Source organism: Chengkuizengella axinellae (assembly GCF_030730905.1).
GTDB classification, from domain to species: Bacteria; Bacillota; Bacilli; order Paenibacillales; family KCTC-33759; genus Chengkuizengella; species Chengkuizengella axinellae.
The window spans coordinates 780,579-806,644 of sequence record NZ_JAVAMP010000001.1; the positions used below are offsets into that span (position 1 = coordinate 780,579).

Genomic DNA, 26,066 nt, shown 5'->3' on the forward strand with positions numbered 1-26,066 from the left:
AATTGGTAGAAGTGAAACTCGATGAAAAAGAAGTGAGAAAAATCATTATAGAAAAACTAGAGGACAAAGTTAAAGAAATAGATGCTGAACATGTGTTTTGGGATACTGCTGAATTAAGACGGCGCACTTGCATGTGTTGGAATACTATTCAAAACACTTTCTTTGATGATCCTAGATTCATAAAAAGGAAAATTGGGCACAAATGGTATTTCCCTGCAAGGGAGACAAGAGAGTTCTTAGTTGAGTGGTTAGAGGAACAACCGAAATAATACCTTGTTGTGAAATATTAGGAGTTTGATATGATAGAATAGTACAGCATACCAGTTTGGCAAAACTAGTTGTATGTTTATGGGCAAATAAAGTCTTATTGGGGAATAAGACGGAATCACTGACTTAGGAGGTCAGTGATTTTTAAGTTATTTAAAATAATGGTGTGCCAATTTGGAAACTTAAATCAAATTGATCGACTCTAGGCAAACTTGGTTGGAATGCTTGATCAAATCCAGCTTGAAAAGCAGTATTATCCGTACTGTAACATCTATTTTTTCTACTTCCTAATAAAACGATCACCAACAAAACAAACAACACTAACACCACTGCTATAAATGCACTCATTCTTTTCACCCCCCTATAGTCTTATACTGTATAGTATGTTAATAGACTCCATTTGGTATAGGACAGGTGTTCTAAGACAAGCACACATTTTTAGTAGAATCACTGGCAAGCCACTGACTTAGGTTGGTGGTTTTTTGTTTGTCAAAATCAACTGAAATTATTCCATTTTCTATTTTATGAGAAAACAAAAACCCCATTAACAGCTAATGGAGTAAATCAGAGCTTAATACTTTGTGTAATGGCTTGCTAAATGAATCGGTCTGTCACACAAATCCTAATAATCCTGGACCTGTAATAATAATGTCTGAATGTTCAATGGTACTCTTACCAAACAATATGATGACTAACAAAATAAACAACACTAACACCACTGCTAGAAATGAGCTCATATCTTTCACCTCCATATTTTCATACTATATAATATGTTAATAGACTCTTATTGGTATAGGACAAGTGATCTAAGACAAGCGCATATTTAAGCCACTAACTTAGGTTGGTGGTTTTTTGTCTTTCATCCTCAAAAATAGTTATAGTACTTCTTCTTGACGTATTAGTTCACGTTCAATGGCTTCAGGTTGTATAAAAACCTGAGATTGTGCTGGTTCTCTCATAAATAATCCACTGGATAGTTCATAGTAGCACCTTTTAGTTAATAATACTAATACAATGACTAATAAAATAAACAACACTAACACCACAGCTATAAATGAGCTCACATCTTTCACCTCCACATAAGCTTTATCTATACTATGTTAATAAATAGTTTCTTTAACCAAGATCAATAAAATCCGAATCATTATACAATAAAACAATTACCAATAAGATAAATAAAACTAATATAACCACCACATTAACAATTGCGCCCATCTGTTTCACCTCCGTAAGTTTTATACTATATACTATGTTAATAGACTTCATTTGGTATAGGACAGGTGTTCTAAGACAAGCGCATATTTTACTCCTAAACGAAAAATAACCATCCATTAAAGGTGGTAATTATCTTCCAAATGGTGAATCATAATCCCTAGTCATTATAATCTTGATATTCTGTGTATCTCCACTATCACATTCTATATAGCCACCTTTAACAAGTCCGTTCAAAGTTGAGCGGACTGTTTTCTCGTCTTTGCCTGTTTTGACTTCTAACTCAGGGATAGTCGGCATTCTTCTTCTAGTAGCTGAGTAGTTGTATAGGATTCGTAATACCTTTCTTTCTAGGTCTGTAAGCATCACGAAACCCCCACTATATCAATAAACTTAATCCATTCATAATCATCTTCATGCTTGAGCTTTATTTGTCTCAGCTGAGTATCAAATTTAGTTACTATTCCAGTTTTCAAGGTATTCTCACCAAAATCAGTAAATAATTCTAATGTGATTTCAGTTTGTTCCATCATGGATTGAGATAGTTGTTCAGATATAACATTAATTTCTTCCTCTGCTAACTCTGGTTTAGTTTTTCTATGTCTTTCCTTTTGAAAGTGGTTCATTAATTCTTTATGTTCGGGTAGCATCATCCTACTTGCCTCCCACATCATGTTTGATCCTTCAGTTAGTTTGTTTTCTTTCAATTGCTTCACCTCTTATGGAACATTTGTTCTTATTATATAAGAGGTAAATGGAGATGTGCAAGAGTACATTTTTGGAATAGAGTACACACATCCAGTCAATAAGCTAATTGTTCTCATACAATGTAGAAAAAACTAAAAGGACGTGATTTCATGGGTGTATTTGATGAGAGCAAGTGTAATTGTTGTGTTTGTCCGATGCAGTGTGTTTTGGAGCAGTTGGTTGGAGAGGAGCCCGATTTTATTTTGACCCCAAACAGCATAATTCAAAACCCTATTATTACTAATGTTAGTGAATTCATTGTATCGACTTCTAATGTTGGTAGTATTCCAGTTTCTCAAGTTACCCGTATCGCTGCACCTAATTTAGAATCAATAATTACAAGAGTTTTATCAGCTTTAAAACCTATAATGAAAAGTAAAGGAGAATGTGCTTGTTGCGAAGTCCCTATGACAAATTTATTAATGCCCGAAACTGGGAATAATATTGGAATTGAATCCATTGGACCATCAGGAGGACTAGTTACAATCACACTCTTAGACATTGGGAAAGGAATTGTTGTAGGACCCGATACTTTTGGATCTCAATTCAATATATTCTCCACATGTGCAATTACAAGGGTTTCTTCTTAATCCACCCAATAAATTAATAAACAACTTAAAAATCCCCACCAACTACCTAGTCAGGGGGGATTGTGTTTATTTAACTTTAGAATTATACTCTAATACTGCTTTTTCAATTGTTGCTTTGATTTCATCTTTTGTAAATTTAATCCCTAAACTTCCTAGTTTTGAACTCGCATAATTATAAATATCCGAGGGATGATCGGAAAGGTTATTTCACATATACACAAACAGCACACTATAGAGGGAGGAATTTTTAAATGGGAGTTTTAAACTGGTTGTTCGATAAGGAAAACAAAGCTATAATTTGCGGAAGGGTAGACCCACGCATTGAAAGTGTAATGACTGCTTATGTAGCTCTCCATAATGCAAAAGTGGATGAAGTAGATCATATAACTGATGATGATGTCATTGAGGATGCACTCAAATTATATTTGCGCGGTTCCCTTCATGTGGATGATGAAAATATCAGGGTCAAAAAACAGAATGTGAAGCCGACATATATTAATGACTATAGAACATCAAGAGGAAGAGCACAGGCTAGAGAGTTGATAATGCATGATTGAAATAAAATGAAACCAAATTACAGTAAAAATAGTTGTGAAAACGATATTAAAACAATCGAAATTTTTGTTGAATTTAAAGCTGGAGAGTGTGGTATGATAAGGATTTTGACATATTAGATCTGTTGACAAAATTGTTGACGAATTGTTGACGAATTCAGTAGTTTTCTATATTTTCTATCACTTTCTATGGAATTACGAAACTCTAAAACCCTTGATATTAAAGGATATATGTCTTTGATATGTTTATATATATTGGTCTTTGCCATCTTGACAGGGTGGAGGGCACAGGTTCGAACCCTGTTCAGGTCACCAATATCAAACGCCGAAATCCTTTGTGTATCAAGGGATTTTTCTTTTTTGTTAAATTTGTGGTTATACATAATTTCAGTTAAAAAACATAGTTGGGAACATATATTGGGAACGGATTTATTTCACTACTATTTCGACTTCTTTCTAAGTTGTTCGAATGTATCTGCGACAGCTTCATCCGCAGATTTAATTAAATGTCCATATCGATCGATCATTCTTGAAGTTGACCATCCCATTCTTTTTGTGATTGTTGCGTCGTGGTGTTTTGCACTTATCGCCATGGTAACGTGCGTATGTCGAATATCATGTAGCCTTATTTTACGAAGGTTGTTTCTTTTAATAAATCTATTCCACCACATTGTAGGTGACGTATAATATAGAGCTTGTCCATATGGATCGCAAAAAACAAAGTCAAATTCACTTTCTGTCCAGTCAGAACCCACTTGTGATTTAACGCGTATTTTACTTATGAATATTTATCTGATGAACATAATTCGGAGAATGAGGATAATATCGTCTTACACGCGGAAGATGGCATTAAACATGATCCACTCGAAGAGATAGCGTCAATCCATCGTGAGTTTTTTGAGTTATGTGATTACGTGGGCCATGACGTTCGAAATGCCAGATTAGGAATCGCAGCAGCCAGGGGACATTCTAAATCTGGTATGTTTTCAAATAACCATTGAAAAGGCGGTATTAGAGTATAATTCTAAAGTGAAATAAGAAAATTCCCCACTGGCTTTAGGTAGTTGGTGGGATTGAATGAGTGGTTGGAAATTTGAGAATCTTAATTGTTTGCTAATTTGTTGTTGAGGTAGTTGGAATGATTCTTGTAATTGCACATGTGGAAATAGCTAAATCAAGATCACTGTCCCCTTGATCAAGCAAAACAATTCCTTTTCCAACTTTAAATATCGTGCCTACAACAATAGGTTGTAATTGAAATAAAAATTCAATTTCTACTTCCTGACCTATCATTTTATTTAGTTGCCGCGTTATAGAATTTTCACAGCAGACACATTCACCTGTATTTTTTTGAGTATTTTTTAATTTTAACTTATTGGTTAATGTTGCAGGATATGAAACAGCATTAATATTACAAACTGGAAATTCTCCTATCTCAGAGAATGCAATAAAATTTTTGACGTCAAATAGAGGTTCTGGTTCCATAGAAGCGCTGATGAGTGTAATAATTTGTACTTCTTGCCCCACCAACTGCTCCAAAACACACTGCATCGGACAAACACAACAATTGCAAATCGACTCATCAAAAACACCCATGAAATCACGTCCTTTTTAGTTTTTAATATTGTATGAGTAGAAATAACGTTTTGACTGGACGTGTGTACTGTATAAAGGAATATCCGCTAATACCACTGTCAGTTTGTAAGTTATATTTGTATAATGAGGATAAGGACACAGTCATATTTAAGTACTTTTTTGCAGACACCGAAAAAAAGCTTCTTCTAATTAAATGGAGAAGTTTTTTATTTGGAGTTAGCCTCAAGTGGATCATGGAGTGATAGGAAGAAACAGTGCAGAAGTAAGTTTATTCCCCCACTGGTTTAGGTGAAGCTGGTGGGGGAGAATAATTATTAAATTACTCGAGTTATTTTACAAATGGAATATGCACCCCAAATTGTTGGCGCTTCATCCAATAGGAGGATTCCTTCTCCAACCCCAGTAATCGTACCCCCAGTTTGAGGAGTAGATTGAATATATTCTATGGTAACGAATTGTCCAACTTTGGACTTTAACAGATTAGCTAAAGGATCTTCACAGCAAGCACATTCTCCCTTATTTTTTTGTATATCTTTCAATTTTATTTCAATAGATGGATTGAAGTATTCAACACCAGGTATATTTCAAATAGGAATAACACCGTTTGTAGTAAAAAGCAAAAAATCCCTAACATCATTAATCGTAGTAGAAAGTGGAGGTCCAAGAAGACTTCTTACAAATACCTGCTCCCCTATCAATTTGTCTAACACACACTGCATAGGACAAACACAACAATCGCAAATCGACTCATCAAAAACACCCATGAGATCACATCCTTTTAGTTTTTTTATTAGTGTATTCAGTTTGTATTGTTTTGCCTGGACGTGTACCTATTCTCAAAAATTGTACTCTTGCTTATTCCCCTGTACCTCTTATATAATAAGAACAAATGTTCCGATAAAGGTGATTTCATGCTTGCTTATTTACAAAGAAAAGTATTACGAATCCTATACAATTACTCAGCTACTATACGTAGAATGCCAACCATACCAGAGTTAGAAATCAAAACAGGAAAAGATGAAAAAACAGTCCGCTCAACTTTGAAAGGACTTGTTAAGGGTGGATATATATAATGTGATAATGGAGATACGAAGAATATCAAGATTATAAAGACTAGGGATTATGAGTCTCCTTTTTAGTACAAAGGAATGATTTTATGTTAAAATCTTCTTTTGAGGAGGGTTATAATGAATTTTAAAATCGTAATAGCAATACTATCTTTATCGATTTTAGTCGGTTGTAATAAGTTTATAATTGAACCAAAAGTAGAATCAAAAGTTGAAACAAATCCATTCTCATTAGAAGATATGTGTATTATTAATACAAAAGATTCAGGAGAAATCTGTTATGGAATGAACAGAAATGATGCAGAGAAAACTTTGGGAGCTGTACTTGAAGAAGGAAAATCAACAGTACTATATGATCATAAAGTAAACATTGGTTATAGTGATGAGAAAGTATACTCAATTCATTTAGGTGTTGGATCTGAAGGTATATATAAAACAACTCGTGGTGCTGAAATAGGATTGCATAAAGAAGATATTAAAAAGTTATACGGAAGCAAAGAAGGAATAGAATTAGGTGAAACAGAGCTTACTTATTTATTTAACATGGAAAAAGAAGCATATTACGAGTCTATGGATGAATATTTTGAAGAAATTAAATCAGTTTTAAATCAAGCAGAAGATGATACTGAAAAATTGCAAGATATATTTCAATTTTCAATAGGAATAGGTCCAGATGGTTTAGTAGATTCTCTATATATGAAAGATGCTAGAGGATATGAAGTTGTGTATTAATAATGTGTAAACCACCTTCAAAGGTGGTTATTTTTGTCTAGGAATAGAAAATGGAATAATTTCAGTTGATTTTAGACAAATAAAAAACCACCAACATAAGTGCGCCGGTTGGCTTGTCAGTGATTCTACTAAAAATGTGTACTTGTCTTAGAACACTTGTCCTATACCAAATACAATTTATTGACATAGTATATAGTATAAAACTTACGGAGGTGAAAAATATGGGTGCATTTGTTGATGTGTTGATTATATTAGTGTTGTTTATTCTGTTAGTGATCATTTTATTGGGAGATAGAAGAAGATACGCAACAATTCAACAGGATGATCAAGGTGTTAGTATTTGTAATAGGGCTATGTTGGATCTTACGGGACCAAGTAATGAAGCTCAGATCTTTCAACCTAGGTAAAGAAATTCCGATTTCATAATACCAAAAAAGTCTTCACAGCAAGCACATTCTCCTTTACTTTTTTTTATAGGTTATATATTTTAGTGTTGTTGAACTAGTTAAAACTGTATTAATTTTACAAATTTGGAAACCACCTAAATCAGTGAAAGCAATGAAATCTTCTACTTGATTTAAAGTAGTACCACCAACAAAGGTTGGAGTTAGTATTCCTACTTCTTCCCCCACCAACTGCTCCAAAACACATTGCATTGGACAAACACAACAATCACACTTACTTTCATCAAAAACACCCATGAAATCACGTCCTTTTAGTTTTATATATTGTATGAATTAAATTGTTTTATTGACTGGACGTGTGTACTGTATAATGGAATAACAAGCATTCAACCAAGGGTTGTTAAAATACAGTTGGAGTGATAATGGATTAAATTGGATACGAGAAATGTATGACTTTATGTATGATCATAAACAGTATGACAGAATTGAAATTGAAATTACTTATTTTGATACGGCTTCAGTAGATGATCCGTATGGAGGAGAAGGCACAATTATACTCCCCTCTGATATAGCTACTCCTGTTGCAACTATTAATTTTTGTGTTTTTTGTGTGAAAAACCCACCTTTCCTAATTTTCCTGTATAAGATGAAAATCCACATGCCGGGATCAATAAGTATGAATTGGTATGTACTAGAACTTGCGGGAGCAACATTGACCTATCTTTGCAGCATCCAGAAGTCTGAAAGCCACAGTAATACCATTATAGATCAAAGTTAAAAATATAATATATGTTTATAAAGTTAACAGAGATGCGTTCTATTTTTCCGTTCCAGCCCATAGATAAGAGTCCAAGCAATTTTATTAGATTGTTCATAAGATAAGAAGAGGATAATTTAATGAGTTGGGAGGTAATATTATGGGATTGAATAAAGAAGTTTTTATTGTTGCTAAAAGTGTTTCGGTGGTTGATCCATATGATGATAGTGATCCAGATGTAATCCAACTCCCTGTTGATGGCAGCTTTGTAGATGTGCTTTCTGTTGATGTGTGCGTCAAAAACTCAAAGAGGACACAGGTATCGCTTGATTCATTCGCTCAAATTGCTATGACAGGTGGAGATGGGGCAGGTGGCGCTACACTTCTCTCTGTAACATATGAAATCTTACGCTCTAACACTATACTTGCAACAATCAATAATACAATGGATTATGCATCAGTAAATTTAGGGAGGCATACAAATTTTCCAAACTTTCCGGTAGTGGATGAAGAACCGAATGTTGGAATAAATACGTATATTCTCAGATGTTCAAGCGGCGGTGGTCCTAATGTAGCATCCCGAAGCTTAAAAGCAATAGTAATAACATTGTAGAACTAAAGTTTAAAAATATAATTATATAATGAAACAGTTAACAGAAAGGACGTAGAAATACGTTCTTTTTTTACATTCCAGCCCATAGATAAGAGTCCAAGCAATTTTATTAGATTGTTCATAAGATAAGAAGAGGATAATTTAATGAACTGGGAGAATGAGCAGAATGGAGTTTGTGAAATGTATTTTAAAACAGGATATATTACTTTTCAAGATTGCGGGATTGGCATAGGGATAATTAATAAAATCAGGATTTTATTTGAGGTTTTGAGATGGAGAAATTCTTCTGAAGAACAAAACCCAAAGAGGTGTTGGAAAACTTGGTTGCGGGGGCAGGATTTGAACCTACGACCTTCGGGTTATGAGCCCGACGAGCTACCAGACTGCTCCACCCCGCGTTAATAAGTTGTAGTATTTTAAAGGCCGTAATGAATAATATACACTATAATGAGTTCTCGGTCAAGTGTTTTAATGAAAAATAAAACAAGTATTTTATGGGACGGAGGATAATTAAGTGGAAACAATTTTATGAGAAGACTCATAGTTTTAATTTTATAAAAAAGTCTATCCATTCCAATAATATACTTTAATTATTATATTTTAAGATTTTTTTAATTTTTAATGAATCATATAATTTCTATTCGTTTTTATAAATGGTAACTGAAGGGAGAGTAGTTGGTTTTAGATATTCAATAAAATGATCGTTTTAACAAAGAGGAAAATGGATGTCAGATGGTAAAAAGCTGGCATCAATAATGCCAGCTTATGATTTACTAGTTAAATAAACAGAGCTTAATATTTTGGATATATTAGATTTTGTTTACGTTAACAGCTTGAGGACCACGGTTACCTGCTTCAACTTCAAAAGAAACCTCTTGACCTTCTTCTAAACTTTTGAAACCGTCACCTTGGATTGCTGAAAAATGTACAAATACATCTTCTCCGCCCTCAACTTCGATAAAACCGAAACCTTTGTCGTTATTAAACCATTTTACTTTACCGTTTTGCATCAAATATTCCTCCTAGGAAGTATAGTATCAATTTTCCCATTTTGCTTTTTATAGATATTAAATAAAAAAACTGTAACCCAAAAGAAGATTTAATTCTACCATCTCCTTAAACGTTACAGCTCTGTTAAATTACTACTATAATAAATGCAAAATGGTTTAGATTAACTATAACATTCATACTCTGTAAAAGCAATGAAATGGTCATAATTCAAAAAAATATAGGTCTTGCGATAACATAGAACTGACTTTGGTCGGGTCGGTGGCTTTTTTGTGTATTATTAGGCATTTGTGGAAGGATTAATTAATATCTAAGTTTATTAAGAAAAATATACCAGAGGATCTTTTGGATATTACAGGTGTTGTATATGTAATCAATTAGCTTGAATACAATATAAAAAAACTAATAGGGAAGTGATTTCATGTTGTGTATGTCCGATGCAATGTATTTTGCAGCAGTTGGTTAATTTGGATGAAGGTGATATAGGTGTTGTTACTCAGACATTTGGAATTGATGATTTAATTATTAACCAAGTAAAAGATTTCATGGCTTCTACAAATATAGGTAATATTCCAGTTTGTCAAATTACTCTAGTCTCAACCTTTGATCCAACAATTATTGTAGATATCAACAAACGCATAAAGAAAAGTAAGGGAGAATGCGCTTGTTGTGAAGACCCCATAACAAACGTAGCAAAGTCTATGATTGGCAATCTAGTTGATATTGATTTTATTTCTCCTACTGATTTTGGTACTTTTACCGATGAGATAATTGATGTTGGTGAAGGTATTATTGTAGGCAGAAATTTAGGAGATCCTAATGAAATTGACTTTTTTTCCTCATGTTCAATAACTAGAATTGCTCCAGCGAACGAACAAATTAACGATCAACCTAGATTTTCAAATTTCCGAGAACTCAAAAGAAGCATTCCCCCACTATCTACCAAAGGCAGTTAAGAATATAAATCCCCATAGATAAGAGTGCAAGCAATTACATTAGATTACTCATAAGATAAGAAGAGGATAATCTATAGGTAGGGGGGCAAGATTATGGATTTAAAACAACTACCATTTGTAGTTAATGATTCAGTCTCAGTATTGGACCCATATGGAGGAGAAGGGGCGATAATAGTAATTCAAAATGGTATGGCTATAACTACACCGTTTCCTATAATATCCAGCACTGTGTGTGTCAAACAATCACAGAAAACAAAGGTATCACTTGATTTTTTATCTCAAGTTGCTATTGAAGCTATGGGTTCATCTATGAGTTTTGGATTATATTTCAGCTCCAGCGTAATGGTATTCCTATTAGTACAATTAATGATGCAATGGATTATGTACCTACTACTACAGGAAGACATACAAACTTTACAAACTTTCCTTTAGTTGATGATGATCCAGATAATGGTATCAACAAGTATGAACTCATACTTAATGGTCTTTCTATTTCAGGAAATATTATTGGTTTGTATATTGGCTCCCGAAGCCTAAAAGCCAAAGTGATAACATAATAGAACTAATTTTATACGTCCTTATCATTTTTATTAATGTATTCAAAAAGAATTATCCGCTAATACCACTGTTAGTATGTAAGTTATATTTGTATAATGAAGGTAAGGACACAGTCACTTAAGATTTGTTGAAGAAACCCATATTAAAAGCTTCTTCCGTGAAATAGAAGAAGCTTTATTTTTACTTATCTCCCCACTAGCTTTATGTAGCTGATGAGGAAAATAGATTTATAAAGGAGAGATTCTTATTATTGATGGTGTGGATATATAGAACAAATTATTTAAATTCACAATACCTTTACCTACATCAAAAACAGGTCCAGTTAGAGTAAAACCTACTGGTGGAAGTGTTGTAACTGCAATATTTTTCCCTTTAAAGGTATTTAATAAATTAGTTGTTGAGTCTTCACAACAAGCACATTCCCCTTTACTTTTACGAATTGGTTTCAATTTAAGTTGCTTAGTAGGTTCTAGGCGCATAAATGTAATTTGACATATTGGAATTCTTCCTTCTGATGTAATTACAATAAAGTCTGTAACGTCATCTATTGTTACGTTAATTAAGATATTGGTAAAAGTGCCTAAAGAAGATAACGTCTCCCCAATCAACTGCTTCAAAACACATTGCATCGGACAGACGCTACAGTCACATTTGGATTTATTAAAAACACCCATGAAATCACGTCCTTTAGCGGTTTATTAATAGTATATTCACGCTAATGTTGCTATGATTGGACGTGTAACTATTTTCAAACTAACAGAAGAATCAAACATGAAGTCAGAAGCAAGCCGAATGATGCTGTCTTAACTCATGAACCATTTCCAAAAAGATCGCAATAGAAATACTAAACCAGAGTTGAAGTCAACATCATATCCAAGCAGTTGTCACAATTCAAGATAATGAAACAAACAGAGATTACAATTGATAAATTTATGAGTGGATTAAGTTTAATAATGTAGTGGGGGTTTCGTGAAGTTAATGAGGATAAACACAGAATTGAATCTACGATATTATCTCTCCTTTGTTAAGGTGGGGATTTTTGAGGTACGAATATTATATTTAGGACTCTCTACTGGGTTATGGAAATTAGAAGTATGCATAGGGGGAAAATTTGATGAGATATTTGTTCATATTAATAAACGGAATAAACCTATCTGTCACAGAAACATAATAAACGGTAAAAATTATAATAGGGATCATTACTATTTTAAGAGTATGGTATAATTTTCTTTTTTTAATAAAAAGTAACACAGAAAGTATAACTAATGACATTGCTAAAAAGAAACTTAATATTAAACTTATCCAGAACATATATATTGTGGCTTGAACACTTGCAAATGTTTTATAAGTTATTGAGAGTTCAAAAGCTATCGAATCCAATATAAAATATATTGAAATCCAGAAAGTAAAGAAATATATAGCTGAGAAACCAATACATAGTAATATTTCTAATAATTTTTTCATTATAAACTCCTAAGTAATTATTAATGTACAGAAAACTATTATAACGGATTTAAAACACCAATACTAGGAAGTTTAATGGAATCACTCTAGATATATTGATATGAGAAACAGGTTAGATATTATTTAAAAGTGGTCAAGAATATGCACCAGAAAAGATAGAGGAGTGGTTCTTTAAATTAGACGAGGATTTGAAAACCTTAGTTCGTTAAATTGTTGTCTTTTGCTCAAAAACATTTGATTTATTACACCAGTTGGAGTATATAGTGTATTTTCAAAATTAACAATCCCTTCACCAACATCGAAAATAATTGCATTAATTGTTGAAACCGGAGGTATAACCACGGTTACTTGTTTCTGCTTGAAGAGATTTAATAAATTTGTCATCGGGTCTTCACAGCAAGCACATAGTCCTGTACTATTCCTAACTTGTTTTAGTTTAATGTTTATTAATTGTTCTAAAACACACTTCATCGAGTTTACACAACAATCACATTTTGTTTAATCCATATTTTTGAATAGTCAATTAGAACAATTACAGAATCATTAAAGAAACCTGTAAACATGCCCTTTTTTAGTTTTTTTGTATTCAATTTAAAGGTTTTTGATTGAGTTTATTACTGTACAACTAAAAATGTTGTTAATGTTACTATTAGCTCTACCATTTAAGATAGTTCATTGAGGGGTGACCCTTGTTATTGCACATGTTGAAAAAATTTCTAAGCAAGTTTTTTCTGGAATGGACAAATCGAGTCCAACTACAACTCCTTCACCAACACCTATAATTTCGTCTGTGTTTGATCCATTAGTACCAATGAATTCAATTTCTAAAGTATTGCCAATTTCAAGATTTAGAAGGTTAGTTATGGGATCTTCACAGCAAGTACACTCTCCTTTATTATTTTTAATAGGTTTTAAAGCTGATAATACGTTTTTAATTACCGAATCTTCAGCTTCGAATATAAATACTTCTGTAATTTGACATACTGGAATTTCTCCTATTTCAGAAGTTGACACAATAAAATCTTTAACGTTTGTAATAAGCACATTATTAACAAGTCGGCTAGTAGTAGTTTGAATGTTTATAAGGTCTACTCCAACTAGCTGTTTCAAAACACACTGCATCGGACCTATACAGCACTCGCAAATTGATTTATCAAAAGCACCCATAGTTATCAAGTCCCTTCCATTTTATTTTTCTTATATTGTATGGGGGTTGCAGATATTTTGACTGGACTTGTGTACCACATTTCAATAAAAATCCGCTAATGTGATAGGATTAAAAGAAAATATATTCATACAATGAAGGTGAAGGGACAGTCATATTTATGCACTAATAAAGAAACTCAAGCAAAAAAAGCTTCTTCTATAATGAAGTGCACCTCAGAATAGAGAAGCTTACTGAAAGTAAAATTTTTTTTATAGGAAATTATATTTTTTGTAAATGTAATTGATTAACTATGTACGATACTAAAGTTTCCAAAGGATTGATAATAAACTTTGATGATTCTTGCTCAACTTGTTTAGCGGCTTCGACCATGGATAATTGTGCTACTGAAATCATTTTATCTTCAGATATTTTTTCTTTTAAACTTTTTGAAACTTCTTGATTATACTCTTCTTTTAAACCTTGCATAATCAATTCAAAGCTATTTTTAATTACTACAACTTCAGTATCTATAACTTTATGTTTTTTTTTGGCATATTGTTTGAGTCGTTCCATTGTACCTTCTACAGTTGCAGGATTTGAAAAAAAGATGGTTTGAGGTTTCTCAGTTCTACATATGTATTCAAAATAGGGTTCATCAATTTTAATGATAGGAACAGAAGTTGAAAGTTGGTCTTCCTGAAGAATAGCAATATAATTCGTGCATGTAATTAGAATGGCATCGACTTTACATTGAGCGATCCATTCAATTTGGTCCTTAACTTTTGTTTGAGCGTCTGAATTTTGGAAATTATGATCTGATGTAACACGATTCATTAGTCCAGGGTCAACAAAATGCAATAACTCAACATCATATTCAGAGAGTGCGTTTTCTATATATTGTACATTTGAATAATGAGCATGAAGGCATCCTATTCTTTTTTTCATATTTATCACTCCTAAAAGGTTTTGATAATTTTAACAGTATACAATATGATTGTCCATATAATTCATCAACCTCTTAATACAAGCATATAAATCTAGTATTGGAGGTGCATGGAGATGAAAAATCAATCAGGTGCTTTTATTAGTGGTAATTTTAGGTACAGTCTATTTAGAGTTTGGGATGATTCGAAAAAAAAAGTTGGTTTCTTAATGTTGAATCCAAGTAAAGCAGATGAGGTAGAAGATGACAATACGATAAGAAAATGTGTTCATTTTGCAAAGAGTTGGGGGTATGGATCACTTGAGGTTATTAATTTATTTGCATATAGAGCTACCTATCCCACAGAGTTAAAATCTGTCGAAGATCCGGTAGGATCATTAAACGACATTTATATTAAAAAAGTAGTTGATAGATGTGATCAGGTCATATTAGCTTGGGGGAATCGAGGTAGCTATTTAAAAAGAAATGAAGAAGTATTAAAAATGATTGATCCAGATAAATTATATGTTCTGGAAATGTCTTTAGAAGGACACCCTAAACATCCGTTATTTTTAAGTTCAACTTTAAAACCGAAGCCGTATAAACAAAAAGTAGATAAATTTTGACATGATTAATCTCCACTAATTGTTCTAAAACACTTGAGAAATTTGTGTTTGTCCCCCAATATATCTTAATTTAGAGCCTTTTAGGATTTCAAGATTTCAACAATAAAAAACCACTGACTTTATGCAGTATTTCTATAAAGTCAGTGGTTTTGATATTTTTATAACATGATAAGTTTACAGATTCAATGTTTCAACAAAACAACGCTACACCCCTCATAGGACTATTTTCCCATCCTCTAGGTGTTTTGATTGTTCCAATCTGCCAAGAACTTTTCAATCCCTTGATCTGTCAAAGGATGATTACATAATTGCATGATGACTTTATACGGAACGGTTGCAATATGCGCCCCATTTAATGCTGCTTCAGTAATATGAAGTGGATGGCGAATAGAAGCGGCAATAATTTCTGTATCAAGATCATGCACATTAAATATTTCAGAAATCGTTGAAATTAATTCAATTCCATCATGCCCTATATCATCTAAACGTCCTAAGAAAGGGGACACATATGTAGCTCCAGCTCTTGCAGCAAGCAAGGCTTGGTTTGCATTAAAGATGAGAGTTACATTTGTTTTGATTCCTTCATCATCAAAAGCTTTAACTGCTTTTAGACCTTCTATTGTCATTGGGACTTTAATCGTAATATTTGGAGCAATTTTAGCAAGTTCTTTTCCTTCTTCAATCATCTCTGGTGCGTTTGTTGCAATGACCTCTGCACTAACTGACCCAGATACTATCGAGGTGATTTCTCTCAAACGATCATGAAAAGAAACATTTTCCTTTGCAACTAAACTTGGATTGGTCGTAACGCCAGATAAAATTCCTACTGAATGAGCTTCTCTAATTTCTTCAATGTTTGCAGTATCAATAAAAAATTTCATATTCATTCCTCCTCGTAATTTAGGTAAATGCATGTAAATTCTACGACTTCACTGTCAATTATTTGAAGAGTTTACCTCCTCAATTATATCAAATAAGAAATATTTTACAATGAAACTTACCTAATTTTGATTTTAGATCGAAAAGGAGGAAATATAATTTATTTAATGCATCAATATACCATTTGAACTATAATAAGGTAGGAAAACATTCTCATTAGGAGAATGATATGACTATCTTGAAAGACTCCAATAAACTTGAATGGATTAAACGAAGAAATTTTGCATTTAGATTGAATGTATTTTTCTTTTCTGTATTTGTTATAATTTCAATTTTAATTAGTAGACTTGCTTTTCTGCAATAGCCGGGTTAGATCTTTGGGATTCATATATGAAAAAATTTGGTTTAGGAGTAGTTACAGGGAGCAGCTTGCCAAATGAATATAGTGGGACGATTAATTATTATAATCTAGAATCTACAGGAAGTATTTTGTCTTCGCTAGTTTTTTCATCTTGGGGACAGGAAGGGAATTATACAACACTACAGTTAGCACAATATGCTGTAATGCTTGCAAACAAAGGGAAACGGCTACAACCGCAATTTGTTGATAAGATAACTACTTTTGATGGTAAAACGATAGAGAAGTTTGAACCAAATATATTAAATGAAGTAGAATTTCCTGATCAGTATTTGGATCTAGTCCACAGTGCAATGACGGAAGTAAAAAAATCAGGTTTTGATGGTTTCCCTTATGAAGTGGCTGTTGAAACAGGTACATCTGAATCAGATATAGCAAGGCAAAAAGTCAATAACGATTTATTTATAGCATTTGCTCCTGGGAGAATAGCAGCTGATTCCTGTTAAAAATAATAAGTGGATTGCAAACTTATTTGGACAATTACATTTTGGAAGAAATAAAAAAAAGATATATACAAATTATGATGCTTTAACTAAATCATGTACAGAATTGAAAGAGTTTGCAGTTGAGAAAGATCTATTTATTGCTCTTCCTTATGGAATAGGATGTGGATTAGCTAACGGGGACTGGAACACGGTTGAGGAAATAATAGAGGAAGGTTTTTAAGATTTTAAAATCACTTTATATAAATTTGAAGGTTAAACTATGATTTTAGTTCATGATTTAACATAATGAGCAACCTGTTCTCAATAGGAGTTTTCTAGTTGGATGGAAAACAACATGCTATTTTCCATTATTTTTACATTTATTCGGTTGATTATCTACGATATGATAGTTTTATATGACAACAAGGAGATGACATCATGAAAAAAAAGATTGTTACACTACTATCAGGAATTACATTAATGGTTTCAATGGTTAGCACTTCATTCGGTAGTACATATACAGTTAAATCTGGAGATGTATTATGGAAAATAGCAGATCGCAATTCTCTAACAGTAAATGAATTGAAATCATTAAATAATCTATCATCCGATGAAATTTATCCAGGTCAATCATTAATCGTTTCAAACTCTACTACATACACAGTTAAGTCTGGAGATGTATTATGGAAAATAGCAGACCGCTACTCTCTAACAGTAAATGAATTGAAAGCACTGAATAATCTATCTTCTGATTCAATATATCCAGGGCAATTGTTAATCGTTTCAAATGATGGAAATCAATATACAGTAAAAGCAAATGATACAATGTGGATTATATCTCAAAAATTAGGAGTAGGAATGGATTCTCTTATTGCTGCTAATCCGCAGATTGCTAACCCGAATAGTTTAACGGCGGGTCAAGTCATTAATGTTCCTCAAGCAGGTAGTACAGCTGCTGTTACTAATGCTTCACCCTCAGGAGTACTGAGTTCGTATGAACAGCAAGTAGTAGATTTAACAAATGCGGAGCGTGCGAAATATGGACTTCCTGCTTTAAAAGTAGATGATAAATTAAGTGAGGTTGCACGTTTGAAATCAGTGGACATGCAATCTAGAAATTATTTTAGTCATACAAGCCCATCATATGGGTCTCCATTTGATATGATGAGAAGTTTTGGAGTATCCTATTCGTCGGCTGCTGAAAATATCGCTTATGGTCAAAAAACACCTCAAGAAGTAGTAAATGCTTGGATGAATAGTTCTGGACATAGAAAAAACATTTTAAGTACTAGCTACACACACATTGGTGTTGGATACGTAGAGCAAGGGAATTTCTGGACTCAAATGTTTATTGGGAAATAAGAAAAATTCAAATGGACTTCATTGATGTGCAAGCATGTTGATGGAGTTCTTTTTTTGCCTGCTGAAGATTGAATTGACATTATCCCTTTTTATAGATCATTCTTTCACATCTAAAATAACATCCCCGTAAACTTCCTTATCTAAAATAATTTCATATCTCCATAATCCACTTAGTGGTAGTTCAAAACTAAAAGTAAATCGATTTAAGCTTAAATATCCAGAACTGGGCTCGGTTATAATTTCAGGAGGAAATGCTATAATCTGTTTTCCAGTTTCTTCATGATAGGCATAGATGGATAATTCTTTACCTTTATAAGTCTCAAACGATTCTGAAAAACTAATTACATATCCAAAAGATTTTCCGGCAACAAGTCCTGGATCAGGAAAGATAGTAAACAACACCTCACCATTTTCAATATATTGATCTCTAGTCTTTGAATCTAATAAAACCTCAGAATTACTTTCTTCTGTTCCGGAACAAGATGTTATAGTAAAAATTGCAAATAAAAGAATAAAAGATGATAACTTTATTGTTTTTTTCATCATACACCTCCACACAATAGATAAAACCATAATATTACATTTAAGGTTCACTTGAATCTCCTATTCTAGCATTGACTAAAAAATAATACCATTATATGATAGGTTGATATAAGCGCTCTTTATCGCTTTAAAACTTTTAAACAGAAGTACAATACGGGGGGAAAGAAATGAAAAAAATCAGTTTAATTTTGATTGCAGTATTTATGGTTTTTGCATTAGCTGCGTGTGGAAACAATCCTAGTGATGATCAAGCAGAAAACAATGATTCTGCTAACGGAGAAACAACTAGTGGGTCATCAAGTGAAGGAGAGGCTACTAGCAGCGAAGATGGAAAAGTAGTTAAAGTTGGCATTGCTCAATTAATAGAACATCCTTCGTTAGATCTAACGAGAGAAGGTTTTATCCAAGCTTTGGTTGATGCAGGATATGAAGATGGTGCAAATTTAGAAATAGATTATCAAAATGCACAAGGTGAGATGCCTAATAATACAACCATTGCTCAGAAATTTGAAGCTTCAGATAATGACATTATCCTAGCGATTACAACTCCAACTGCACAAGTTATGAAGCAAGAGGTTAAGGACATTCCTGTATTATTTACAGCTGTTACTGATCCGCTAGGAGCAGGTTTAGTAGATGAGTCTAATGCACCAGTAGGAAACGTAACTGGAATGTCGGATACACATCCATCTGGATTGGAAGAGTTAATGAACTTCATTGCAGAAGAATTCCCAGAAGTAAAAAGTTTAGGTGTTGTATATAACGCAGGGGAGCAAAATTCATCTGTATCTGTTGAACGAGCAAAAGCAAAAGCTGAGGAATTAGGAATAAGTATGGTAGAAGCGAATATTACAAATACAAGTGAGTTAAAACAAGCTACGGAATCTTTATTGGGTAAAGTAGATGCATTGTTTATTCCAAAGGACAATATGGTAGTATCAGGACTTCCTGCATTATTACAAGTTGCTAATGAAAATGACCTGCCAGTATTTGCTAGTGAAAAAGATACAGTGGCTAGTGGTGCATTACTTTCCTTTAGTGTTGATTACTTTACAATCGGTTATGAAACAGGTGAAATGGCATTAGAAATCATAGATGGTGGTAAGTCACCAGAAGAATTAGAAATTCGCTATCCTGATAAATTAGACCTTGTAATCAATCTTAAAGCTGCTAAAGAACAAGGAGTTACTTTAAGCGAAGAACTACTGAATCAAGTGAAGGAAGAAAACAAGATTCAAGAATAATTTTAATTGATGGATAGTGGGGGAGGGACCTCCACTATCGTCATTTAACTTATCGGGTATTAACAGCCCGTATTGCTTAACTTTACGGACTGTTAATACGGGATGAAGTATGGATTAGAACTAGGGGGCTAACAACATAATGTATTTATTAAAGGCATTGGAAGGTTCAATTGAACTAGGTTTATTATATGTACTTATGGCACTTGGTGTATATATATCTTTTCGAATTTTAGATTTCCCTGATTTGACAGTTGACGGGAGTTTTACAACTGGAGCGGCAGTTTCTGCTGTGATGATTACTTATGGTTATGCTCCATTTATTGCAACTTTTTCTGGGTTTTTAGCTGGAGCGGCAGCTGGAACCATCACAGGTTTGCTTCATACAAAAGGGAAGATTAATAATTTGCTATCTGGAATCGTCATGATGATTGCTCTTTATTCTATTAATTTAAGAATAATGGGTAAACCTAATACACCTTTATTTGGGGAAAGTACGGTTTTTAGTGCTATTCCTGATGGATATTTTTTATTCATTGTCCCAATCGTCATTGTTATTTTCAAACTGATATTAGATGCATTCCTTCATACCGATATCGGTTTTGCATTGAGAGCTACAGGAGATAATCAGAGAATGATTCGCAGTTTTGGTGTGAATACAGACTCCACTATTATTTTAGGTATTGCATTATCTAATGGTCTTGTGGCAATGTCAGGGGCTTTAGTTGCACAGTATCAAGGGTTTGCTGATATTTCCATGGGTGTAGGAATGATTGTAATAGGATTAGCTTCAGTCATTATAGGAGAAGCCATTTTCGGACATAAAACAGTATTTAGAGCTACATTGGCTGTTTTATTAGGTGCCATTGTTTATCGAATGGTGATTGCTTCAGCTCTGCAGCTTAATATGAATGCGGAAGATTTAAAGTTAATTACGGCACTCATTGTAGTTGCGGCCCTGATTTTACCAAAAATTCAAAAGAGTATTGGTCAAAAACGAAAAATGTTAGAAAGAATTAAAGAAGTGAATAGTACAGTTGATAGTAAAGGGAGGGATATCAATGCTTGAGATTAATCATGTTACAAAGTTATTCAATGCAAATACGGTTGATGAAAAACTTGCTCTATCTAATGTGAATTTGAATCTCGCTCCTTCAGATTTTGTAACGGTGATTGGGAGTAATGGTGCTGGTAAATCTACCCTGATGAATATCATTTCAGGTGTATTAAAACCTGATGATGGAAATGTAAAAATTGATGGCGTTGTGGTAAACAAATTACACGAACATCAAAGAAGTAAATGGATTGCAAGAGTATTCCAAGATCCAATGGCAGGAACTTCACCAAATATGACGATAGCTGAGAATTTATCTATTGCATACTTGAGAGGTCATAAACGAACTTTGAAGCGGGGATTGAATAAAGAGAAAAAGTTGTATTTTAAAGAGCAGCTTGAGCGGTTAGGCATTGGATTAGAAAATCGTTTAAATGCGAATGTGGGATTGTTATCGGGTGGAGAAAGGCAGGCTTTAAGTTTGCTTATGGCTACTTTTACAAAGCCTAAAATATTATTGTTAGATGAACATACAGCGGCATTGGATCCCTCACGTGCAGAATTGATTTCTAATTTAACTGAAAAAGTAGTGAAAGAGTTTAATCTTACAACCTTAATGGTGACTCATAACATGGCTCAGGCAATCCAGTTAGGGAATCGCTTGATTATGATGGATAAAGGTCAAATTATAATGGATATCCCTCCGAGCAAAAAGAAGGGACTTACTGTAGAAGATTTGCTTCATGAATTTGCTGCTATAAAAGGTGAGGAATTAAACGATGACCGTGTAGTACTTGGTTAACAAGTGTTTCATACCAAATTATTTTCAGACCTCGATAATATACTTGTTGGGGTCTTTTTTTTGATTTATAGAAAATGTATAACTTCATTACATTACTTTCAGAATTGTACTCTTAAACTGTTCTTGTTATTCACTTTGAGGCATATGTTTTTTCTAGAATTCTGTAATAGAAGGTCAAAAATTGGAGAATGTATTTAAAGAATGGGTGGGAGATTGTGATGAAAAAACCTTATGTATATATCACTAGAAATATTCCAGAAGAAGTGATTGCTCCTTTGAAAACGCTGGCTGAGATAAATGTGTGGGAAGGAGGAAACAAAAAGGTACCCGCGGATATTTTAAAAAGAGAAGCTGCTAAGAGCATAGCTCTTTTCACAACATTAGATGACAATATAAATAAGTCATTGATCGAGAATTCTCCTAATCTAAAAGTTATCGCGAATATGGCAGTGGGTTACGACAATATAGATGTGTCTGCTGCTACAAAACATGGTGTTTTTATTTGTAATACACCTGGTATTCTAAGTGATACAACAGCGGATTTAGCGTTTGCTTTATTGATGTCTACAGCTAGAAGAATCGTGGAAGGTAATCAATTTATTAAGGAGGGTTATTGGAAAGACTGGGGTCCTTTGCTTATGGTGGGTAGAGATATTCATCATAAAACTTTAGGTATCGTAGGAATGGGAAGAATCGGGGAAAAAGTAGCAAAAAGAGCAGCTGGATTTGATATGCAGGTGTTATATCACAATCGTTCAAGAAAAGAAGAGGTAGAGGAAACTTTAAATGTCACTTATTGTACTTTTGAAGAACTGTTGGAAAAATCAGATTTTGTTGTGAATTTACTCCCTCTAACAGAAGAAACAAAGAATAAATTTGATAGTACAGCCTTTTCAAAAATGAAAAATGAGGCCATTTTCATAAATGTAGGTAGAGGGTTAACTGTCGAAGAAGATGATTTATTAGATGCATTGAATAAAGGAGAAATTGCGGGGGCAGGGTTAGATGTGTTTAGACAAGAACCTATTTCAAATCAACATCCATTAATAAATTTAGATCAAGTTGTGGCCGTACCTCATATTGGAAGCGCATCTATCGATACTAGATATGCTATGATGCGATTAGCGGTTCAAAATATTGTAAATGTTCTTCAAGGTAAGTACCCTGAAGCTTATGTGAATAAAGATGTGACAATATAGTTAAGTTACACTGTTTAAGCATGAATACATCTGTCTCATATTTTCCCTTCAACTAAAGCTCCTTCTCTACCTATGTCCGTGTATAGAAAAATTAAAGAGTCAATGAATTAAAAATGAAATAAAGGATCTTATCAGGAAAATCATGCTGTTATCTCCCCCTTGAATAATAGGGGGAGATAACACATGTAGCTCGTGTTAATTGAATAATAAGATGATCCCTATGGGATACCAATGAACAATGTATATATAGCATTTTTTTATTTGTTTTCTGTTTTTTGACCCTCTTCATAGGCTCTTTCAAAGCTTTCAATAACTAGACGATAATTTGGAACTAACTCAGAATATAGAGCTGCAAACTCAGCCGCATCTGGGCGATTCCAAGTTTTTTGGATTTCAGATACTAAAGCAACCGTATCAACAGGTATAGCTCCAGCTTGTACAACGCGAGCTAATGTGATGTCAGCAGCCACATTGCTTACCGTTCCAGATGCATCTACGATGTTGTAAACTGTATAACCAGCTTCTAGTGCACTTAACGTAGGGAAAGCCATACAAACACTTGACCACGTCCCTGCAATAATAAGTGTTTTTCTACCAGTAGCTTCTATAGTTTTCACAAAGTCTGGAGTATCCCACGCATTGATTTCTCCATTTCGTTGAATATGAGTTGAATTTGGCAGATTAGTAACTTCTGGAATAAGAGGTCCATTTGGTCCTTCTGGAACTGATGCTGTCGTAATTACTGGAATTTTTGCAATTTCAGCTAATTTGGCAAGAGCCTTGACATTTCTTCTAAGAGTTGGAACATCCAAATCCTTAACGGTTTGAAATAATCCGCTCTGGTGATCAATAAGAAGTAAAGCCGCATCAGTTGGATCGATAAAAGTTGATTTTTGATTGTTCATTTTAATTTCCTCCTAAAGTATTAAAGTATGTTATGTTGCACATAATTTCTGAAATTATGCTTTGATAAATGAATCTAGCATACATGCATTTAAAATCTTTTTGAAAAGAGACTGTCCCCTAACCTAAATTGAATTAGATTTTTATTTCTAGATATCTTTAATTAAATTATCCTAAAATTATATATCTTGAATTCAAGATAATTTTACAATATTATTTTTTTTGTGTCAATATTAAATTTTTTCGTTTTAATGAGAAGCTCTTTCTCCAACTTATAAACAAAAAATTCAGATAATTTTTAAAAAAAAGGTTTTATTTTCAAAACATCTGTTATATAATACAACTAAATTTAATTAACTGTATTATAACAATAAAACATGAAAGGGTGAGTCACTAATCATGGAAACTTTAGTTTCAGGACTTCAAATCCAAGGTTCAGTAGATGAAAAATTTGAAGAAATACTGACTGAAGATGCACTATTATTTATTACAAATTTAGAAAGAAGATTTAGAAAATCAAGGAAGGAGCTGTTACACAACAGAACAATACGTCAACAAAAAATAGATAACGGTGAAATGCCTGATTTTTTGGAGGAGACAGAACATATTCGAAAAGGAAATTGGACAATCGCACCGTTGCCACAGAATCTTCAAGACAGGAGAGTTGAAATCACTGGACCAGTCGATCGAAAAATGATCATCAATGCGTTGAATTCGGGTGCTCGTGTATTTATGGCCGATTTTGAAGATGCGAATTCACCAACCTTAAAAAATTGCATGGAGGGACAATTGAATCTTCGTGATGCGGTCAATAAAACGATCACCTTTAAAAATACGAATGGAAAAAAATACAGTTTGAAAAAGGATACAGCTGTTTTAGTTGTCCGACCAAGAGGATGGCATCTAGAGGAGAAACATATCACAGTAGATGGAGAGCCAATGTCTGCAAGTTTAGTTGATTTTGGACTGTATTTTTACCACAATGCAAAAAAAAGTATTGAAAATGAAAGCGGTCCTTATTTTTATCTTCCTAAACTCGAAAGCCACCTTGAAGGAAGACTTTGGAATGACGTATTTGTCTTTGCTCAAAACGAGCTGGAAATTCCACAAGGTACAATCAAAGCAACAGTACTTATAGAAACCATATTAGCGGCTTTTGAGATGGATGAGATTTTATACGAGTTAAAGGATCATTCAGCAGGACTGAATTGTGGAAGATGGGATTATATTTTCAGTTACATTAAAAAATTAAGAAACCACCAAGCCTTCATTTTACCAGATCGTTCGGAAGTCACCATGACGGTTCCATTTATGAGGTCATACTCACTTTTAGCTATTCAAACCTGTCATCGCAGAAATGCACCTGCAATTGGAGGTATGGCGGCACAAATTCCGATCAAAAACAATCCAGAAGCAAATGAAGAAGCGTTTCGAAAAGTGAAGGCTGATAAAGAAAGAGAGGTTTTAGATGGACACGATGGAACATGGGTTGCTCATCCTGGGTTAGTTCCAGTTGCATTAGAAATGTTTAATCAGCATATGCCGAATGCAAATCAAATCAATAGGAAAAGAAATGATGTTTCTGTAAATGCAAAGGATTTGTTAGCTGTTCCAGAAGGAAAAATTACTGAAGCAGGCGTAAGAACGAACATCAATGTAGGCATTCAATATATTGAATCATGGTTGTCTGGCCAGGGTGCAGCACCTATTCAAAATTTGATGGAGGATGCAGCAACTGCTGAGATCTCTCGAGCTCAGTTATGGCAATGGATTAGACACCCAAAGGGAGTTCTAGATGATGGGAGAAAAGTAACTTTAGAATTAGTCCAGCAATTGCAAAAAGAAGAATTAGAGGAAATCAGAGCTGAGCGTGGATCTGAAAGATTTGAAAATAGTTTGATAAAAAAAGCTGTACAGCTATTTAATAAATTAATTGAAAATAATGAATTTACTGACTTTTTAACACTGCCTGGTTACAAAATTTTAAATTAATGGAGGGTGTTCTAATCATCACCTATTG

36 protein-coding genes and 1 tRNA gene are annotated in these 26,066 nt (G+C 33.5%); 18 read left to right on the forward strand and 19 right to left on the reverse strand.

All coding sequences use genetic code 11. From position 1 onward, the window contains the following. Nucleotides 1–2: 2 nt before the first annotated feature. Complete coding sequence (locus tag Q5Y73_RS03855; protein WP_305990511.1) at nucleotides 3–269, forward strand: group-specific protein; 267 nt, start codon at nucleotides 3–5, stop codon at nucleotides 267–269. Nucleotides 270–420: 151 nt separating this feature from the next. Here Q5Y73_RS03855 and Q5Y73_RS03860 read toward each other — a convergent pair whose 3' ends face one another. The 5 genes from Q5Y73_RS03860 to Q5Y73_RS03880 all read right to left on the reverse strand — a co-directional run bounded on the left by Q5Y73_RS03860 (nucleotide 421) and on the right by Q5Y73_RS03880 (nucleotide 2,186). Next, on the reverse strand, nucleotides 421–615 hold the full coding sequence (locus Q5Y73_RS03860) for a hypothetical protein (protein WP_305990512.1): 195 nt from the start codon (nucleotides 613–615) through the stop codon (nucleotides 421–423). A gap of 263 nt (nucleotides 616–878) precedes the next feature. Continuing rightward, nucleotides 879–1,004: a hypothetical protein gene (locus tag Q5Y73_RS03865; RefSeq protein ID WP_305990513.1), complete on the reverse strand. Its 126-nt coding sequence runs from the start codon at nucleotides 1,002–1,004 to the stop codon at nucleotides 879–881. A 138-nt stretch (nucleotides 1,005–1,142) separates the two neighbouring features. Then, nucleotides 1,143–1,331 carry a hypothetical protein gene (locus tag Q5Y73_RS03870; protein WP_305990514.1) on the reverse strand — a complete coding sequence of 63 codons (189 nt, stop codon included), beginning with the start codon at nucleotides 1,329–1,331 and terminating at the stop codon, nucleotides 1,143–1,145. A 280-nt stretch (nucleotides 1,332–1,611) separates the two neighbouring features. Next, nucleotides 1,612–1,845 (reverse strand): LexA family transcriptional regulator, encoded by a 234-nt coding sequence (locus Q5Y73_RS03875; protein WP_305990515.1) that lies wholly within the window; start codon nucleotides 1,843–1,845, stop codon nucleotides 1,612–1,614. Next, nucleotides 1,845–2,186 (reverse strand): YolD-like family protein, encoded by a 342-nt coding sequence (locus Q5Y73_RS03880; protein WP_305990516.1) that lies wholly within the window; start codon nucleotides 2,184–2,186, stop codon nucleotides 1,845–1,847. Before Q5Y73_RS03880 ends, Q5Y73_RS03875 begins: the two co-directional genes overlap by 1 nt. Before the next feature lie 150 nt (nucleotides 2,187–2,336). Between Q5Y73_RS03880 and Q5Y73_RS03885 the strand changes: the two genes are divergently transcribed. Continuing rightward, nucleotides 2,337–2,816: a hypothetical protein gene (locus tag Q5Y73_RS03885; protein ID WP_305990517.1), complete on the forward strand. Its 480-nt coding sequence runs from the start codon at nucleotides 2,337–2,339 to the stop codon at nucleotides 2,814–2,816. 251 nt (nucleotides 2,817–3,067) lie between these two features. Next, complete coding sequence (locus Q5Y73_RS03890; RefSeq protein WP_305990518.1) at nucleotides 3,068–3,373, forward strand: zinc-binding metallopeptidase family protein; 306 nt, start codon at nucleotides 3,068–3,070, stop codon at nucleotides 3,371–3,373. A 437-nt stretch (nucleotides 3,374–3,810) separates the two neighbouring features. Here the strand turns inward: Q5Y73_RS03890 and Q5Y73_RS03895 are convergent, their stop codons facing one another. The 4 genes from Q5Y73_RS03895 to Q5Y73_RS03910 form a co-directional block, all read right to left on the reverse strand. Then, the gene (locus Q5Y73_RS03895) at nucleotides 3,811–4,125 is read right to left on the reverse strand and encodes a tyrosine-type recombinase/integrase (RefSeq protein ID WP_305990519.1); all 315 of its coding nucleotides are present in this window, start codon (nucleotides 4,123–4,125) and stop codon (nucleotides 3,811–3,813) included. 358 nt (nucleotides 4,126–4,483) lie between these two features. Continuing rightward, the gene (locus Q5Y73_RS03900; protein WP_305990520.1) at nucleotides 4,484–4,966 is read right to left on the reverse strand and encodes a hypothetical protein; all 483 of its coding nucleotides are present in this window, start codon (nucleotides 4,964–4,966) and stop codon (nucleotides 4,484–4,486) included. Between the two features lie 314 nt (nucleotides 4,967–5,280). After that, nucleotides 5,281–5,505, reverse strand: a complete 225-nt coding sequence (locus Q5Y73_RS03905; protein ID WP_305990521.1) for a hypothetical protein — start codon at nucleotides 5,503–5,505, stop codon at nucleotides 5,281–5,283. 45 nt (nucleotides 5,506–5,550) lie between these two features. Beyond that, nucleotides 5,551–5,730: a hypothetical protein gene (locus Q5Y73_RS03910; protein WP_305990522.1), complete on the reverse strand. Its 180-nt coding sequence runs from the start codon at nucleotides 5,728–5,730 to the stop codon at nucleotides 5,551–5,553. Between the two features lie 147 nt (nucleotides 5,731–5,877). Between Q5Y73_RS03910 and Q5Y73_RS03915 the strand changes: the two genes are divergently transcribed. The 3 genes from Q5Y73_RS03915 to Q5Y73_RS03925 all read left to right on the forward strand — a co-directional run bounded on the left by Q5Y73_RS03915 (nucleotide 5,878) and on the right by Q5Y73_RS03925 (nucleotide 7,172). After that, complete coding sequence (locus tag Q5Y73_RS03915; RefSeq protein ID WP_305990523.1) at nucleotides 5,878–6,039, forward strand: hypothetical protein; 162 nt, start codon at nucleotides 5,878–5,880, stop codon at nucleotides 6,037–6,039. Between the two features lie 114 nt (nucleotides 6,040–6,153). Next, nucleotides 6,154–6,765, forward strand: a complete 612-nt coding sequence (locus Q5Y73_RS03920; protein WP_305990524.1) for a hypothetical protein — start codon at nucleotides 6,154–6,156, stop codon at nucleotides 6,763–6,765. Between the two features lie 221 nt (nucleotides 6,766–6,986). Then, nucleotides 6,987–7,172 carry a hypothetical protein gene (locus Q5Y73_RS03925; RefSeq protein ID WP_305990525.1) on the forward strand — a complete coding sequence of 62 codons (186 nt, stop codon included), beginning with the start codon at nucleotides 6,987–6,989 and terminating at the stop codon, nucleotides 7,170–7,172. 54 nt (nucleotides 7,173–7,226) lie between these two features. On the opposite strand, the gene Q5Y73_RS03930 is transcribed toward Q5Y73_RS03925, so the two are convergent. Then, the gene (locus Q5Y73_RS03930; RefSeq protein WP_305990526.1) at nucleotides 7,227–7,466 is read right to left on the reverse strand and encodes a hypothetical protein; all 240 of its coding nucleotides are present in this window, start codon (nucleotides 7,464–7,466) and stop codon (nucleotides 7,227–7,229) included. A 148-nt stretch (nucleotides 7,467–7,614) separates the two neighbouring features. Here Q5Y73_RS03930 and Q5Y73_RS03935 point away from each other — a divergent pair, with 148 nt between their 5' ends. Together Q5Y73_RS03935 and Q5Y73_RS03940 are read left to right on the forward strand one after the other, a co-directional pair. Then, nucleotides 7,615–7,947, forward strand: coding sequence for a hypothetical protein (locus tag Q5Y73_RS03935; RefSeq protein WP_305990527.1), 333 nt, complete (start codon nucleotides 7,615–7,617; stop codon nucleotides 7,945–7,947). Nucleotides 7,948–8,086: 139 nt separating this feature from the next. Then, a complete protein-coding gene (locus tag Q5Y73_RS03940) occupies nucleotides 8,087–8,539 on the forward strand; it encodes a hypothetical protein (RefSeq protein WP_305990528.1) in 453 nt (150 codons plus the stop codon). 321 nt (nucleotides 8,540–8,860) lie between these two features. Here the strand turns inward: Q5Y73_RS03940 and Q5Y73_RS03945 are convergent. Together Q5Y73_RS03945 and cspD are read right to left on the reverse strand one after the other, a co-directional pair. Further along, nucleotides 8,861–8,937, reverse strand: a tRNA-Met gene (locus tag Q5Y73_RS03945). A gap of 411 nt (nucleotides 8,938–9,348) precedes the next feature. Further along, on the reverse strand, nucleotides 9,349–9,549 hold the full coding sequence (gene cspD, locus Q5Y73_RS03950) for a cold-shock protein CspD (RefSeq protein WP_305990529.1): 201 nt from the start codon (nucleotides 9,547–9,549) through the stop codon (nucleotides 9,349–9,351). Between the two features lie 435 nt (nucleotides 9,550–9,984). Here cspD and Q5Y73_RS03955 point away from each other — a divergent pair, with 435 nt between their 5' ends. Next, complete coding sequence (locus Q5Y73_RS03955) at nucleotides 9,985–10,503, forward strand: hypothetical protein (RefSeq protein ID WP_305990530.1); 519 nt, start codon at nucleotides 9,985–9,987, stop codon at nucleotides 10,501–10,503. A 93-nt stretch (nucleotides 10,504–10,596) separates the two neighbouring features. Then, nucleotides 10,597–10,935: a hypothetical protein gene (locus Q5Y73_RS03960; protein WP_305990531.1), complete on the forward strand. Its 339-nt coding sequence runs from the start codon at nucleotides 10,597–10,599 to the stop codon at nucleotides 10,933–10,935. Nucleotides 10,936–11,288: 353 nt separating this feature from the next. On the opposite strand, the gene Q5Y73_RS03965 is transcribed toward Q5Y73_RS03960, so the two are convergent. The 4 genes from Q5Y73_RS03965 to Q5Y73_RS03980 form a co-directional block, all read right to left on the reverse strand. Then, entirely contained in the window at nucleotides 11,289–11,735 is a 447-nt protein-coding gene (locus tag Q5Y73_RS03965; RefSeq protein WP_305990532.1) for a hypothetical protein, read from the reverse strand. Nucleotides 11,736–12,696: 961 nt separating this feature from the next. After that, nucleotides 12,697–12,996 carry a hypothetical protein gene (locus tag Q5Y73_RS03970; RefSeq protein ID WP_305990533.1) on the reverse strand — a complete coding sequence of 100 codons (300 nt, stop codon included), beginning with the start codon at nucleotides 12,994–12,996 and terminating at the stop codon, nucleotides 12,697–12,699. Nucleotides 12,997–13,197: 201 nt separating this feature from the next. Further along, entirely contained in the window at nucleotides 13,198–13,692 is a 495-nt protein-coding gene (locus tag Q5Y73_RS03975) for a hypothetical protein (RefSeq protein ID WP_305990534.1), read from the reverse strand. A gap of 259 nt (nucleotides 13,693–13,951) precedes the next feature. Beyond that, nucleotides 13,952–14,617 carry a hypothetical protein gene (locus Q5Y73_RS03980; protein WP_305990535.1) on the reverse strand — a complete coding sequence of 222 codons (666 nt, stop codon included), beginning with the start codon at nucleotides 14,615–14,617 and terminating at the stop codon, nucleotides 13,952–13,954. Nucleotides 14,618–14,731: 114 nt separating this feature from the next. On the opposite strand from Q5Y73_RS03980, the gene Q5Y73_RS03985 reads away from it, so the two are divergent. Continuing rightward, a complete protein-coding gene (locus Q5Y73_RS03985) occupies nucleotides 14,732–15,220 on the forward strand; it encodes a DUF1643 domain-containing protein (RefSeq protein ID WP_305990536.1) in 489 nt (162 codons plus the stop codon). Between the two features lie 236 nt (nucleotides 15,221–15,456). On the opposite strand, the gene fsa is transcribed toward Q5Y73_RS03985, so the two are convergent. Further along, nucleotides 15,457–16,101, reverse strand: a complete 645-nt coding sequence (gene fsa / locus Q5Y73_RS03990) for a fructose-6-phosphate aldolase (protein WP_305990537.1) — start codon at nucleotides 16,099–16,101, stop codon at nucleotides 15,457–15,459. A gap of 358 nt (nucleotides 16,102–16,459) precedes the next feature. Here fsa and Q5Y73_RS03995 point away from each other — a divergent pair, with 358 nt between their 5' ends. Further along, nucleotides 16,460–16,963, forward strand: a complete 504-nt coding sequence (locus Q5Y73_RS03995; RefSeq protein WP_305990862.1) for a penicillin-binding transpeptidase domain-containing protein — start codon at nucleotides 16,460–16,462, stop codon at nucleotides 16,961–16,963. A 735-nt stretch (nucleotides 16,964–17,698) separates the two neighbouring features. Continuing rightward, on the forward strand, nucleotides 17,699–18,304 hold the full coding sequence (locus tag Q5Y73_RS04005; RefSeq protein WP_305990863.1) for a CAP domain-containing protein: 606 nt from the start codon (nucleotides 17,699–17,701) through the stop codon (nucleotides 18,302–18,304). 96 nt (nucleotides 18,305–18,400) lie between these two features. Here the strand turns inward: Q5Y73_RS04005 and Q5Y73_RS04010 are convergent, their stop codons facing one another. After that, the gene (locus Q5Y73_RS04010) at nucleotides 18,401–18,847 is read right to left on the reverse strand and encodes a hypothetical protein (RefSeq protein ID WP_305990538.1); all 447 of its coding nucleotides are present in this window, start codon (nucleotides 18,845–18,847) and stop codon (nucleotides 18,401–18,403) included. A gap of 167 nt (nucleotides 18,848–19,014) precedes the next feature. Here Q5Y73_RS04010 and Q5Y73_RS04015 point away from each other — a divergent pair, with 167 nt between their 5' ends. The 4 genes from Q5Y73_RS04015 to Q5Y73_RS04030 all read left to right on the forward strand — a co-directional run bounded on the left by Q5Y73_RS04015 (nucleotide 19,015) and on the right by Q5Y73_RS04030 (nucleotide 23,143). Then, nucleotides 19,015–20,091 (forward strand): ABC transporter substrate binding protein, encoded by a 1,077-nt coding sequence (locus Q5Y73_RS04015; RefSeq protein WP_305990539.1) that lies wholly within the window; start codon nucleotides 19,015–19,017, stop codon nucleotides 20,089–20,091. 139 nt (nucleotides 20,092–20,230) lie between these two features. After that, complete coding sequence (locus Q5Y73_RS04020; RefSeq protein WP_305990540.1) at nucleotides 20,231–21,157, forward strand: ABC transporter permease; 927 nt, start codon at nucleotides 20,231–20,233, stop codon at nucleotides 21,155–21,157. Continuing rightward, nucleotides 21,150–21,944 carry an ABC transporter ATP-binding protein gene (locus Q5Y73_RS04025; RefSeq protein ID WP_305990541.1) on the forward strand — a complete coding sequence of 265 codons (795 nt, stop codon included), beginning with the start codon at nucleotides 21,150–21,152 and terminating at the stop codon, nucleotides 21,942–21,944. The genes Q5Y73_RS04020 and Q5Y73_RS04025 overlap by 8 nt, the downstream gene beginning before the upstream one ends. A 218-nt stretch (nucleotides 21,945–22,162) precedes the next feature. After that, nucleotides 22,163–23,143, forward strand: coding sequence for a 2-hydroxyacid dehydrogenase (locus Q5Y73_RS04030; protein ID WP_305990542.1), 981 nt, complete (start codon nucleotides 22,163–22,165; stop codon nucleotides 23,141–23,143). Nucleotides 23,144–23,400: 257 nt separating this feature from the next. Here the strand turns inward: Q5Y73_RS04030 and Q5Y73_RS04035 are convergent, their stop codons facing one another. Beyond that, the gene (locus Q5Y73_RS04035) at nucleotides 23,401–24,048 is read right to left on the reverse strand and encodes an isochorismatase family protein (RefSeq protein ID WP_305990543.1); all 648 of its coding nucleotides are present in this window, start codon (nucleotides 24,046–24,048) and stop codon (nucleotides 23,401–23,403) included. 397 nt (nucleotides 24,049–24,445) lie between these two features. Between Q5Y73_RS04035 and aceB the strand changes: the two genes are divergently transcribed. Then, nucleotides 24,446–26,038: a malate synthase A gene (gene aceB, locus Q5Y73_RS04040; protein WP_305990544.1), complete on the forward strand. Its 1,593-nt coding sequence runs from the start codon at nucleotides 24,446–24,448 to the stop codon at nucleotides 26,036–26,038. The last annotated feature ends 28 nt before the right edge of the window (nucleotides 26,039–26,066 follow it).